This is a genomic window from Halalkalicoccus sp. NIPERK01, from assembly GCF_030287405.1.
Lineage (GTDB): Archaea > Halobacteriota > Halobacteria > Halobacteriales > Halalkalicoccaceae > Halalkalicoccus.
Window position 1 is genome coordinate 35,320 of record NZ_JASVVV010000002.1, and the last position, 12,089, is coordinate 47,408.

11 protein-coding genes are annotated in these 12,089 nt (G+C 69.8%); 8 read left to right on the forward strand and 3 right to left on the reverse strand.

Features of this window, described 5'->3' with window-relative positions; genetic code table 11:
- Positions 1–2 precede the first annotated feature (2 nt).
- The 6 genes from QRT08_RS06175 to QRT08_RS06200 all read left to right on the forward strand — a co-directional run bounded on the left by QRT08_RS06175 (position 3) and on the right by QRT08_RS06200 (position 6,905).
- A complete protein-coding gene (locus QRT08_RS06175) occupies positions 3–551 on the forward strand; it encodes a ribbon-helix-helix protein, CopG family (protein ID WP_286045058.1) in 549 nt (182 codons plus the stop codon).
- A gap of 96 nt (positions 552–647) precedes the next feature.
- Positions 648–1,853, forward strand: a complete 1,206-nt coding sequence (locus QRT08_RS06180) for an Nramp family divalent metal transporter (RefSeq protein WP_286045059.1) — start codon at positions 648–650, stop codon at positions 1,851–1,853.
- Positions 1,850–3,832, forward strand: coding sequence for a hydantoinase/oxoprolinase family protein (locus QRT08_RS06185; protein WP_286045060.1), 1,983 nt, complete (start codon positions 1,850–1,852; stop codon positions 3,830–3,832). The genes QRT08_RS06180 and QRT08_RS06185 overlap by 4 nt, the downstream gene beginning before the upstream one ends.
- Positions 3,832–5,415, forward strand: a complete 1,584-nt coding sequence (locus tag QRT08_RS06190; protein ID WP_286045061.1) for a hydantoinase B/oxoprolinase family protein — start codon at positions 3,832–3,834, stop codon at positions 5,413–5,415. Before QRT08_RS06185 ends, QRT08_RS06190 begins: the two co-directional genes overlap by 1 nt.
- Positions 5,412–6,110, forward strand: coding sequence for a maleate cis-trans isomerase family protein (locus QRT08_RS06195; RefSeq protein WP_286045062.1), 699 nt, complete (start codon positions 5,412–5,414; stop codon positions 6,108–6,110). Before QRT08_RS06190 ends, QRT08_RS06195 begins: the two co-directional genes overlap by 4 nt.
- Before the next feature lie 177 nt (positions 6,111–6,287).
- Positions 6,288–6,905 (forward strand): GAP family protein, encoded by a 618-nt coding sequence (locus QRT08_RS06200; RefSeq protein ID WP_286045063.1) that lies wholly within the window; start codon positions 6,288–6,290, stop codon positions 6,903–6,905.
- A 9-nt stretch (positions 6,906–6,914) separates the two neighbouring features.
- On the opposite strand, the gene QRT08_RS06205 is transcribed toward QRT08_RS06200, so the two are convergent.
- From QRT08_RS06205 to QRT08_RS06215, 3 genes are read right to left on the reverse strand one after another with little or no spacing between them, the layout of a single operon-like run.
- Positions 6,915–7,292: a DUF8048 family protein gene (locus tag QRT08_RS06205; RefSeq protein ID WP_286045064.1), complete on the reverse strand. Its 378-nt coding sequence runs from the start codon at positions 7,290–7,292 to the stop codon at positions 6,915–6,917.
- A gap of 42 nt (positions 7,293–7,334) precedes the next feature.
- The gene (locus QRT08_RS06210; RefSeq protein WP_286045065.1) at positions 7,335–8,183 is read right to left on the reverse strand and encodes a UbiA family prenyltransferase; all 849 of its coding nucleotides are present in this window, start codon (positions 8,181–8,183) and stop codon (positions 7,335–7,337) included.
- A 36-nt stretch (positions 8,184–8,219) separates the two neighbouring features.
- The gene (locus QRT08_RS06215; protein WP_286045066.1) at positions 8,220–9,503 is read right to left on the reverse strand and encodes a DUF389 domain-containing protein; all 1,284 of its coding nucleotides are present in this window, start codon (positions 9,501–9,503) and stop codon (positions 8,220–8,222) included.
- A 183-nt stretch (positions 9,504–9,686) separates the two neighbouring features.
- On the opposite strand from QRT08_RS06215, the gene QRT08_RS06220 reads away from it, so the two are divergent.
- Together QRT08_RS06220 and QRT08_RS06225 are read left to right on the forward strand one after the other, a co-directional pair.
- A complete protein-coding gene (locus tag QRT08_RS06220; RefSeq protein ID WP_286045067.1) occupies positions 9,687–11,264 on the forward strand; it encodes a class I adenylate-forming enzyme family protein in 1,578 nt (525 codons plus the stop codon).
- Positions 11,265–11,312: 48 nt separating this feature from the next.
- Complete coding sequence (locus QRT08_RS06225) at positions 11,313–12,083, forward strand: sulfite exporter TauE/SafE family protein (RefSeq protein WP_286045068.1); 771 nt, start codon at positions 11,313–11,315, stop codon at positions 12,081–12,083.
- The last annotated feature ends 6 nt before the right edge of the window (positions 12,084–12,089 follow it).

Here is a 12,089-nt window from a genome sequence, read left to right on the forward strand (position 1 = left end):
CCATGACCGACCGTGTGACCGTCTCGCTCGACGCCGAGTCGCGTGCGGCCCTCGACACGCTGGTTTCCGAAACCGGCGACGGGCAAAGCGCCGCGGTCCGCCGGGCGCTGACCTTCTACGCCGCGAATCTCGAGGCCGCCGAGACGGACGTGAGCGCCGACCTCCAGCAATACCACCGCCTGCTCTCGACGGGCGAACACGTCCTGCTCGACGTCGATTTCCTCCACTGTTTCCTCGAGTACGTCTACCGCGAGGGCGAGCCCGACCCCGAGTTCCAGTCCGCCGCCGACCGCGTCGCGGACTTCCACGCCGCCGAGTACGCGGAGCGGTTCTCGGATCTGAGCGACGTCCTCGAGTGGCTCTCACTGTGTGGTTTCCTCAGCGTCCGCGGGGTCGAAGACGGGACCTACCACGTCGTCTTCCCCTCCGAACCCACCAAGCGGTTCATGCTCCGTTTCGTCGAGCGCTCGACGGCCGACCTACCCTTCGAGGTCGACGTTGAGGAGGGGGTCGCCAAGGCGCTGCTCACTCGTCGAGAGCGGAGCGGATAACGAGTTCATACACGTGACAGCACGCGTATGAACGCGTCTCAATAAGGTTCATACCCCGTGACCGGGTTCGTGAGGTCATAGCATGGGAGAGAACGCATGGCACTGAGGGATCGGCTGAGAGCGATCGGGCCGGGGGCGATCGTCGCGGCGGCGTTCGTCGGGCCCGGCACGGTAACGACCGCGAGCGTCATCGGCGCGGGGTACGCCTACGTGCTGGTCTGGACGATCGCCTTCTCGATCGTCGCGACGATCGTCCTCCAGGAGATGAGCGCCCGTCTGGGGCTCGTCTCCCGGGAAGGGCTGGGCGAGGCGCTCAGGGACGAGTTCGACCACCCCGCCGCGAAGACCGCGAGCGTCGTCCTCGTCGTGAGCGCGATCGGGATCGGCACCGCGGCCTTCCAGACGGGGAACATCGTCGGCGGCGCGGCCGGACTCGCGACCATCACCGGGATCGAGGCGAGCGTCTGGGGGCCGCTGATCGGCCTGGTCGCGGCGGGGCTGCTCTGGACGGGAAATTATAAACTGATCGAGCGGACCTTCGTCGCGCTGGTGATCGTCATGGGCCTTGCGTTCGTCGCGAACGCGGTCCTCGTGCGGCCCGACCTCGGCTCGCTGGGTCGGGGGTTCGTCCCCGCCGTTCCGGAGGGGTCGGCCTACCTCATTGCGGGATTGATCGGGACGACGGTCGTGGGCTACAACCTCTTCCTGCACGCGAGCACGGTCCAGGAGCGCTGGGACGGGCCCGCGGACCTCGCGGAATGTCGGACCGACACCGTCGCCTCGGTCCTGTTCGGCGGCGCGATCACCCTTTCCATCGTTATCACCGCCGCCGCGGTCTTCCCCGCGGGCACCGAGATCGGCGACGTCGGCGAGATGGCCAACCAGCTCGAACCGCTGTTCGGCGGGCTGGCGCTGACCTTCTTCGCGGTCGGCCTCTTCGCCGCGGGCTTCACGAGCGCGATGAGCGCGCCGCTCGCCGGGGCGTACGCCACCGCCGGGGCGCTGGGCTGGGACGTGGACCTGAAATCCACGCGGTTCAGGGCGATCTGGCTCGCGATCCTCGGCACTGGAACGGTCTTCTCGGGACTGGGCTACGACCCCGTTCAGGTGATCGTCTTCGCGCAGGTCGCCAACGGGATCCTGCTTCCCATACTGGCCGTGTTCCTCATCTACGCGATGAACAACGACGGCCTGCTCGGCAAGCACACCAACACCACCGTGCAGAACGCGCTGGGGGCGATCGTCACGCTCGTCGTGATCGGCATCGGACTGCAGACGCTGTACGACACGCTCGTACTATGACGGGAACACACATCGGGATCGACGTCGGCGGCACGTTCACCGACGTGGCGCTCTACGACGACGGCGACCTCACGACGGCGAAGGTACCGAGTACGGCGGATCAGAGCGTCGGCGTGATGGAGGGGATCGAGAAGGCCTGCGAGGAGGCGGGGGTCAGTCCTCCTGAAATCGACGCTTTCAGCCACGCGATGACCGTCTCGGTCAACGCGTTGCTCGAACGCAAGGGGGCGAAGACGGCGCTCGTGACCACCGAGGGCTTTCGTGACGTGCTGGAGATCGGCCGGCAGGCCCGACCCGACCTCTACGACCTCGACGCGGAGAAGCCCGCGCCGCTGGTGCCCCGGAAGCGCCGGTTCGAGATCGACGAGCGCACCACCCCCGAGGGGATCGAGCAGGAGGTCGACGAGGACGAGGTCCGCGAACTCGTCCGCGGGATCGACACCAGCGTCGAGAGCGTCGCGGTCTGCCTGCTACACGCCTACGCCCACGACGGCAACGAGCGACGGGTCGCTGAGGTACTGCGCGAGGAACTCGATGTCCCCGTCTCGACCTCCAGCGGGGTGCTCGCCGAATTCAGGGAGTTCGAGCGGTGTTCGACGACGGCGGTCGACGCCTACGTCACGCCCGCGATCGACTCGTACGTCGGACGGCTCGCAGAACGCGCCGCGGAGGCGGGCGTCCCGACGCCACGGATCATGCAGTCGAACGGCGGGACCGCCGAGGCCGAAACCGTGAGGGAACACGCCGTTACGACCACCCTCTCGGGGCCGGCGGCGGGCGTCGTCGGCGCGGGGGCCACAGTCTCCCGAAAAGGGGGGCTCGTGACCTTCGACATGGGCGGGACCTCCAGCGACGTAAGCCTCGTCCGTGAGGGCGAGATCGAGCGCACGACCAGCGCGGAGATCGACGGACTTCCCATCGGGGTCCCGATGGTCGACGTCAACACGGTGGGCGCGGGCGGCGGGTCGATCGCGTGGGTCGACTCGGGCGGGGCGCTCCGGGTCGGTCCCCGTTCCGCAGGCGCACAGCCGGGTCCGGCCTGCTACGGCAAGGGCGGCCAGCGCGCGACCGTGACCGACGCGAACGTCGTTCTCGGGTATATCGGCCCGGGGACGGCACTGGGCGGCGAACTCACCCTCGACGTCGAGGCTGCTCACGAAGCCCTCGAGAGCCTCGCCGACGAGGCCGGCCTGGCGGACGCCCTCGAAGCCGCTCGCGGGGTCTACCGGGTCGCGAACGCGAACATGGCTCGCGCGGTGCGGTCGGTGACGGTCGAGCGGGGCTACGACCCCCGCGGGTTCGGGCTGGTCGCCTTCGGCGGGGCCGGCCCGATGCACGCCGTTTCGCTCGCCGACTCGCTCGACATCGAACGGGTGGTCGTCCCCCGACCCGCGGGCGTGCTTTCCGCCTTCGGCCTGCTCGCGGCCGACGAGAAACACGACGCCGTCCGCACCCACCGAACCCCGCTGGCGGACGCCGATCCCGCCGAGGTCGAGGCGGTGTATTCGGATCTCGAACGGCGGGTCCGCGAGGAGACCGCCACCGGCGATCCAGTGATCGAGCGGGCGGCCGACTGCCGGTACGTCGGCCAGAGCTTCGAACTCACGGTGGAGGTCGAGGGGTTCGACGCCGACGCGCTCGAGGAGCGCTTTCACGCGGCCCACGATCAGGCCTACGGCTATCGGATGGACGAGGCGGTCGAACTCGTCAACCTCCGGGCGACGGCGACGGTCCCGCGGGAGGCTCCGCGGGTCGTCTACGGGGGCGGGGGCGACTCCGTCCTCGGCGATCGCGAGGCGTACTTCCCCGATACCGGCCGGCGCGAGGCGACGATCTACGACCGCGACCGGATCGCGCCCGGCGAGCGGGTCGCGGGACCCGCGGTGCTCGAACAGGCGGAAAGCACGACCGTCCTGCCTCCAGAGTGGGTCGGGGAGGTCGATTCGGCGGGGACGCTCACCGCGAGGAGGGAGGACTGATGGACGCGATAACACTGGAGATACTCAGAAACCAGCTCGAAAGCATCGCCGAGGAGATGGGACAGGTGCTGATCACGGGGGCGTACTCCCCGAACATCAAGGAACGGCGGGACTGTTCGACCGCGCTGTTCGATTCTGCGGGGCGGATGGTCGCACAGGCCGAACACATCCCGGTCCATCTGGGCGCGATGCCCGAGGCCGTCGAGACGGTCCGCGAGCGCGACCCGCACCCGGGCGACGTCTACGTGCTGAACGACCCCTTCGCGGGCGGAACGCACCTGCCCGACATCACGATGGTCTCGCCGCTCACGGTGCGAGAGGAGATCGTCGGCTACGCCGTCTCCAGAGCGCACCACGCCGACGTCGGCGGCTCGACCCCGGGGAGCATGCCCGCCGGGGCCCGCGAGATCTACGAGGAGGGGCTTCGCCTGCCGGCGGTTCGGCTCGTCAGCGAGGGCGAGACGAACGACGACGTGATGGACCTCCTGCTCGCGAACGTCCGCAACGCCGGGGAGCGCCGTGCGGACCTGCGCGCCCAACTCGCGGCGAACGACCGCGCCGAAGAACGATTGGGGGATCTCTTCGCCGAACACGGCGAGGGCGTGGTCCGCGAGGGGTTCGACGCCGTGATCGACTACTCGCGCGAGCGGATCGAGAGCGAGATCCGCGACCTTCCGGACGGCACGTACGAGGCGACCGACGTGATGGAGGGCGACGGGATCAGCGAGGAGGACATCCCGATCGAGGCGGCGGTCACGATCGAGGGCGAGTCGATCGGGGTGGACTTCTCGGGGACCGCAGCGCAGGTCCCGGGCAACGTCAACGCCCCGCTGGCGGTGGCCAAGAGCGCCGTCTACTTCGTCGTGCGCTGTGTCACGGACCCCGAGATCCCGCCGAACCACGGCTGTTACGCGCCCGTCTCGGTTCGCGCGCCCGAGGGCTCGCTGCTGAACCCGCGGTCGCCCGCGGCGGTAGTGGGTGGAAACGTCGAGACGAGCCAGCGCGTCACCGACACCGTCTTCCTCGCGCTCGCAAAGGCCGCGCCGGAGCGGGTGCCCGCACAGGGCCAGGGGACGATGAACAACCTCACGGTCGGCGGGCGGAGCGGCGAGTTCGCCTACTACGAGACGATCGGCGGCGGCTTCGGCGCGCGCGCCGGAAAGGACGGCATGGACGGCGTTCAAGTGGGCATGACCAACACGCTCAACACGCCCATCGAATCCCTCGAGACCGAGTACCCGCTGCGCGTCGAGGAGTATTCCCTGAGAGCCAACAGCGGCGGGCGCGGGCGGTATCGCGGCGGCCTCGGCCTCGTGCGCTCCGTTCGCGTCGAGGAAAACGCGACCGTCTCGCTGCTCACGGAACGCCGGCGGTACGGACCTCGGGGAGTGGCCGGCGGCGAGGACGGGACGCCGGGCGAGAACCTGATCGCAGGGAAAGCGGTCCCCGCGAAGACGACGCGAGACGTGCCCGCCGGGACGCTGATCACCGTGAGAACGCCCGGCGGCGGCGGCCACGGCGACCCCGCAGAGCGCGATTCTACACTAGCTGAACGCGACCGCGAGAACGGGGTGGTCGAATGACGGGGTGGCGTCGCCTCGGCGTCGTCGTCCCCTCCTCGAACACCGCGGTCGAACGCGAATTTCCGAGATACGTTCCCGAGGACGTCTCGGTCCACGCCAGCAGGATGCCGCTGGAGTCCGTGACGAGCGAGGCGCTCGACGCGATGAGCGACCGGGCCGTCGAATGCGCGGCGCTGCTCGCCCACGCCGACGTGGACGCGGTCGCCTACGCGTGTACGACCGGGAGCCTGCTTCACGGCCCCGGGTTCGACCGCGAACTCGAGGAGGCGCTCTCGGCGGCGATCGACGGGCCGGCGGTCGCCACGGCACTGTCGGTCGACCGCGCGCTCGAAACGCTCGGCGTGGATCGGGTCGCCGTCCGCACGCCCTACAACGAGGAGTTGAACGCCCGCGAACGCGAGTATCTGGAGGCCGCGGGCTACGAGGTCACCTCGATCGAGGGGCGAGGAATCGAGGACAACACGCGGATCGGGGCGCTCACCCCCGCGGACGCCGCCCGGCAGGTCCGCGAGACGGTCGATCCCGACGCGGACGCCGTCTTCGTCTCGTGTACGAACTACCGGACGCTGTCGGCCGTCGAACCACTGGAGAGCGATCTGGGGGTGCCGGTGGTGACGAGCAACGGAGCGACGCTGTGGGACCTCTGTCGGGTCGCGGGCGTCGAGTGCGAGGGGCCGGGACGACTCTTTCGATAGGCCGGCGGATGGCCCGCCGGTAGCGCCGACAGCGGGGACGTGTCGCGGACTGGTATCGCAGAACACCTTGATGGTGTGTCACGACCAGTATTCACCAATGGAGGACGCGAGTCGCGGTCAGGGGGCGGCCCGAAACGATCGGGGGAACCCCGACGGTTCCGACGGCAGAGCGGGGCCATGGACTATCTGAGAGTGCTCCCGCTGGCGTTCGTGATGGTCGCGGGCCCGCAGATACTCAGCGCGATCTTCCTCGCCACGAGCGAGGACTGGCGGCGCAACTCCGCCGCGTTCGTCCTCGGGGCGACGATCTCGATCAGCCTCGTCGTCACCGTCACGTACTTCTCGGGCGTCGGCGCGAGCAGGCAAGGGGCGTCGCGCGGGACGCTCCACGCCGTCGTTCTCGTCGTCCTGCTCGTCGCCATGGTGCAGGTCTACCGGGAGCGCGCGGAGTCGGAACCCCCGGCGTGGATGGGAAAGCTGGGGGCGGCGAGTCCGCGGTTCTCGTTCCGGCTTGGCTTTCTCCTCATGGGCTTTTTCCCGAGCGATCTGCTCACCTCGGTCGCCGTCGGTTCGCACCTCGCGGGCGAGGGATCCCCGCTGAGTCACGCCGCTGGGTTCCTCGCGCTCACGCTCCTGTTTCTCGCGCTCCCGTCGCTGGCCGTGCTCGCGCTCGGCCGGCGCGCCGAGCGGTGGCTCCCCGCCGCCCGCGACTGGATGAACGCGAACTCGTGGATCGTCAATGAGGCCGTCCTGCTGCTTTTCGTCGCCATGACGCTCAGCGATCTCGTCGGGTGACGAGAGCCGTCAGTCGAACTGCTCCGCGGTGTCGACGCCGGCGACGACGCCCGAGGCACCCTCGAGCGGCGTGCTGTCGCCCTCGCTCGCGACGAACAGGGCCTCCGCTTGTCGTTCGTGGGCGCGGCGTGCGGCGTTCTCGACCGACGCATCGAGATCGTAGGGCTCGAACAGCGACGCCCACTCGCCGGGGTCGACGGCGTAGGCGCGCCGGTCCTCGACGGTGACGTACGTGCCATCCTCGAACCCGGAGTGGCGCCCCTTCAGGTCGGCGTCGAGCAGTTTGAGCGCGTCGGCCAGTTTCTCCTCCTCGACTCCCGCGTCCTCGGCGGTCCGCGAAACGATGTCGGTCTCGATCGCCGTCGTGCGGACGGTGTCGTCTGCCATGTCCCCGGGTTCGAACGCGGCCGGAGTAAAGGTGGGGGCCGGCTACAGCGGCCGGAAGTAGACCGCCGCGAGCAGGAGGGCGAGAAAGACGTACGCACCCCGCACGAGCAGCATGGTCGCGACCTCCGGGTCTGCTCGTCGGGAGACCGCCGCCACGGCGCCGAACGCGAGCGCCGCGAGGGTCGTCCCCGGCGGAAATATTCCGAGGAGAGCGAACCCGACCACCAGCGCCAGCGCGAGGACCATCAGGCCGTAGGCGGCGCTCCGGGCACGTGCGGGACCGAGGGCGACCGCCACGGTCCGCTTCTCGATCGAGACGTCGTAGGCGTAGTCCTGCTGGTCGTCGATGACCTTCACGCCCGACAGCAAGGCGAGAAAGACCAGCGAGAAGGCGAGCGCGATCGGCTCTAGAGAACGCGTCTGGACGTAAAAGCCCCCGAGGATGGCCAGCGCGATCCCCGCCGGGTAGCCCGTGGTCGTGGTGATCGGGTTGGTGTCGAGTTGCGGGGCGTGGTGATACGCGATGAGCCACGTCGGCAGCGTGAGCAGCGCGGCGGGGGGACCGACGAGTAACCAGAGCGCGACGAGACAGGCGAAAAACAGGGCCGTCGCGCCCGCGAGCGCGCGCTTGCAGCCGGCCTCCGAGAGCGGGTGGTCGTCGTCCTCGCCCCGAAGGTAGAAGTCGACGTAGCCGTCCTTGACGTGGGCGGTGTAAACGGCGGCGAAGATCGCCGTCGCGTGGAGCGCACCCAATGAAAGCGAGAACTCCCCGGCGAGGGCGCTCCCGAACCACGAGGCGGCGATCGGCGGCAGCATGAACACGGGGTGGATCTGCGAGAGAAGGGCCGTGAAATCGCGTCGAACCCCCCGCCCGTGGCGTGCGAAAGCCATGGAGGGAGTTCGGCCGGGTGTCACATAGTTGTAGGGTCACGCCCTCGTCGAGACCTTCTCGCGGTACTCGACCTCGACGGCGACGGCCGTCCCCGTTCGCTCCTCGATCCGCGCGGCGAGGGCCGCCGGGAGGTCGGGGTACGCCTCGTCGGCGGGTCGGCTCACCACGACCGAGACCCGCCGGTCGCCCGCCGAGAGGTCGCCGTCGGCGAAGCGCGTCTGGACGTCGACGAGTTCGACCCGGTCGTAGGCGTCCTCGGCGAGGACCTCCTCGACCCCGCGGTTGACCTCGTTCTCGAAGGCGACCTCGCCTGCGATGACGACCCCCGACCCGGCCAGAAGGCAGAGGAGGACGGCCAGCAGGACGATCGGGGGGCCGAACTCGGGCGAAAAACGCTCGCGGAGCGGCCGGTCGGTCCAGTCGGCGGGGCGGTAGCCGAAGCCCCAGAGGACGGCGATTGCCGCGAGCGTGACGAGCGCGGCGTTGACCGTCAGGAGGACGAACGCCCCGAGCGCGACCGAGGGGATCCCCCACGCGATCCCGACGCCGACGGCGGCCGCGGCGGGGATCAACGCGGCGGCGATCATGACGCCGACGATCGAGATCGGAAACGCCGTCGCCAGCCCGAACGCCGCGGCCCCGCCCGCCCCGGCCCCGACGACGACCGTAAGCATGCCGGGCGAGATCCGGTGGGTGACCTGGGTCACGGTGTCGACGTCGAGCGAGGCGGGGACGACCGAGGTGACGCGGATGAGCCAGCCGAACGCCGCCGCCCCGAGGATCGCGACGACCAGCCCCACCAGAAGCGCCCGAAAGCCCGTCGTGATCATCTCCCGGTCGTTGAGGACGGTCCCGGTGCTCGCGGTCAGCGCCGCGCCCACCTGCGGGGCGATCACCATCGCCCCGACGACGATCGCCGGGGAATCGAGCAGCAGACCGGCGGTCGCGACGACCGCGCTGATCAGCGTCAGTCCGTAGTAGGTCCGCGGGTCGGGCGTCATGCCGTCGGCGCGCGCGCGGATCTCGGCGCGGTCGATGTTGTCGCCCGCGTCGGCGAAGCGCTCCTCGAGTTCGGCGAAGTTCCTCGTCGTCGCGGTCTCGGCGCTGGTGACGACGGTGTAGTCCTCGTCGAGACCGGCATCGCGCAGGTCGTCCATGACCACCTCGACGGCGGGCGTCGGCAACGGGAACTCGACGAGGACGGCCCCGTCGCCGTTGCTGTCTTCGGCCGTCACGACGTAGTCGATCTCGCGCTCGTCCAGCGCATCAAGCCACTCCTCGCGGTGGGCCTCGGAGACGAGGACCCGAACCACTCGCATACGACCCGTGCAGACAGCAGCTACATAATACCCGCCGGGACCGCCCTCCGGAGCGGGCGTTTCGAGCGTAAGGCGCTCACAGCCCGTCGATGACTGCCGTTAGACGGGATCGAAACCGACGCCAGGACTGGTAGCGGGCGGAGGGAATCTTTTTGCCGGTCAGGGTCATTGTGCGGGACGAATATGACAAACCTTGTCAGTCAGGTCGGGGAGATCGCCGAGAAGTCGCCCGAACGGACGGCGATCGGGTACGAGGGTCGGGAGGTCTCCTACGGCGAGTTCTGGGCGCGGGTCGGGCGGTTCGCGGCCGCCCTCGACGAGCGGGGGATCGGGTCGGACGACCGGGTGGGGGTGTATCTGCCGAACCTCCCGCAGTTCCCCGTCGCCTTCCACGGGACGCTCAGGGCGGGCGGCGTGGTCGTCCCGATGAACCCCCAGTACAAGGCCCGCGAGATCGGTCACCTGCTGTCGGACAGCGGGGCGAAGGCGGTCGTCACCCTCGGGGACCTCGTTCCCTTCGTCGAGGAGGTGCGCGAGGAGACCGACGTACGGGAGGTCGTCTCGGTGGGAGGGAGCGCGGAAGGTGCGACGCCGTTCGAGGAGTTCCTCGCCGAGGGGGAACTCGACGTCGTGGATCGGGCCGACGACGACGACGCGGTCCAGCCGTACACCTCGGGGACGACCGGCCGGCCCAAGGGCGTCCAGTTGACACACGAGAACCTCGCAACGAACGCCGAGGCGAGCGTGGCGGTCGTCCCCGGCGGGATCGGCGCCGACGACAAGATGCTTGGCGTCCTCCCGTTGTTCCACATCTACGGGATGACGGTGACGATGAACGCGACGCTGTTCGACGGCGGGGCGTACTACCCGCGCCCGTCGTGGGACGCAGGGGAGGCCACCTCGCTGATCGCCGAGGAGGGCATAACGATGATGCACGGCGTGCCGGCGATGTACAACGACGTCATCAACCAGCCCGACGCCGAGGAGTTCGACCTCTCGTCGCTCCGTCTCGCTGGCGTCGGCGGGGCCGCCATCCCCATCGAGGTCCTCCGGAGGTTCGAGGAGCTCTACGACGTGACCGTCTGTGAGGGCTACGGGCTGACCGAAACCGCGCCCGTCACGCACTTCAACAGCCCCGAGGACCGCCGGGTCGGCTCGATCGGCAAGACCCTCCCGGGGATCGACTGCCGGGTCGTCACCGAGGACTTCGAGGACGTCCCGCCGGTCGAGCGCGGCCCCGTCGACGAGGAGGAGGTCGACCTCGACGAGATCACCGGCGAACTCGTCATCGCCGGGCCGAACGTGATGAAGGGCTACTACGGCCTGCCCGAGGCCAACGAGGAGGCCTTCACCGAGGAGGGTGGGAGGCGCTGGTTCCACACCGGCGACATCGGCTACCACGACGCCGATGGCTTCTACTACGTCGTCGACCGCGAGAAGCACGTGATCGTCACCGGCGGCTACAACGTCTATCCCCGGGAGGTCGAGGAACTGCTGTTCGAACACGAGGCGGTCGCCGACGCCGCGGTCGTCGGGGTTCCCGACGAGCGCCGGGGCGAGACCGTCAAGGCCTTTATCGTACCGACCCCCGACGCCAACGTCACGCCCGACGAGATCAGGGAGTACTGCCTGTCGAACCTCGCGGAGTACAAACACCCCCGCGAGGTCGAGTTCGTCGACGAACTGCCGCGCACGACCACCGGGAAGGTCCAGAAGTTCAGGCTCCGCGAGCGCGAGGGGGTCGAAGCCGAGGCCGAGTAGCTCGAGCCGGCGTAACCGATACGTGTCGGGCGGGCGGACGGGGAACGGATGACGGTCGAGTTCGCGCTCGCGCTGGGCGTGCTCGCGCTGGTCGCCGGGGTCGGCATCAGCGCGCTCGGCTCCGGGGGCGTCCTGGTGACGGTCGCGCTGTTCGCGTTCACGCCGCTGTCGGTGGCGGCGGTCGCCGGCACCGCCAGCGCGACGTTCGCCGCCGCCGGCCTGCTGTCGGCCGCCGTCTACCGCCGCTCCGGCGAGTTCGAATACGCCAACGCCCGCGAGACCGCCGCCCTGTTGAGCGCGACCGGGGTCGCCGGCGCGCTCGCCGGCTCGGCGACGAACCTCCGGGTGCTCCCGGATCGGGCGTTCGGCGGCCTCCTCGCGGCGTTCGTCGCCGGGCTGGGGGTCCTGATCGTCTACCGGGAGCTGGCCGGGCTCGATCCCACCGGATGGATCGACCGCGCGTCCCCCCGGATGCGCCGGGCGCTCGTCGGGCTCGTCGGTATCGGAATCGGCGTCCTCGCGGGGCTGTTGGGCGTCGGCGGCCCGATCCTCGCCGTGCCGGTGCTCGTGGTGCTGGGCGTGCCGGTCCTCGCGGCGGTCGCGATCGCCCAGACCCAGGCGGTGTTCGTCTCCGGGATCGCCGCGGCGAGCTATCTCGCCGCGGACGCGGTGTCGGTCCCGCTGGCGCTGCTCGTGGGGGTGCCACAGCTTCTGGGTGTCGTCCTCGGGTGGCGGATCGCCCACCTGATCGAGCCGCGACGGCTCCGGATCGCCCTCGGCGCGACGCTGGTTGCGATCGCGCCGGCGATCGCCCTGTAGGGACGA

Excerpts from the sequence above, each read along its gene's own strand:
- QRT08_RS06220 (WP_286045067.1), top strand. The coding sequence starts at position 9,687 with ATGACAAACCTTGTCAGTCAGGTCGGGGAGATCGCCGAGAAGTCGCCC.
- QRT08_RS06215 (WP_286045066.1), bottom strand. The coding sequence starts at position 9,503 with ATGCGAGTGGTTCGGGTCCTCGTCTCCGAGGCCCACCGCGAGGAGTGG.
- QRT08_RS06200 (WP_286045063.1), top strand. The coding sequence starts at position 6,288 with ATGGACTATCTGAGAGTGCTCCCGCTGGCGTTCGTGATGGTCGCGGGC.
- QRT08_RS06195 (WP_286045062.1), top strand. The coding sequence starts at position 5,412 with ATGACGGGGTGGCGTCGCCTCGGCGTCGTCGTCCCCTCCTCGAACACC.
- QRT08_RS06210 (WP_286045065.1), bottom strand. The coding sequence starts at position 8,183 with ATGGCTTTCGCACGCCACGGGCGGGGGGTTCGACGCGATTTCACGGCC.
- QRT08_RS06180 (WP_286045059.1), top strand. The coding sequence starts at position 648 with ATGGCACTGAGGGATCGGCTGAGAGCGATCGGGCCGGGGGCGATCGTC.
- QRT08_RS06185 (WP_286045060.1), top strand. The coding sequence starts at position 1,850 with ATGACGGGAACACACATCGGGATCGACGTCGGCGGCACGTTCACCGAC.
- QRT08_RS06175 (WP_286045058.1), top strand. The coding sequence starts at position 3 with ATGACCGACCGTGTGACCGTCTCGCTCGACGCCGAGTCGCGTGCGGCC.
- QRT08_RS06190 (WP_286045061.1), top strand. The coding sequence starts at position 3,832 with ATGGACGCGATAACACTGGAGATACTCAGAAACCAGCTCGAAAGCATC.
- QRT08_RS06205 (WP_286045064.1), bottom strand. The coding sequence starts at position 7,292 with ATGGCAGACGACACCGTCCGCACGACGGCGATCGAGACCGACATCGTT.
- QRT08_RS06225 (WP_286045068.1), top strand. The coding sequence starts at position 11,313 with ATGACGGTCGAGTTCGCGCTCGCGCTGGGCGTGCTCGCGCTGGTCGCC.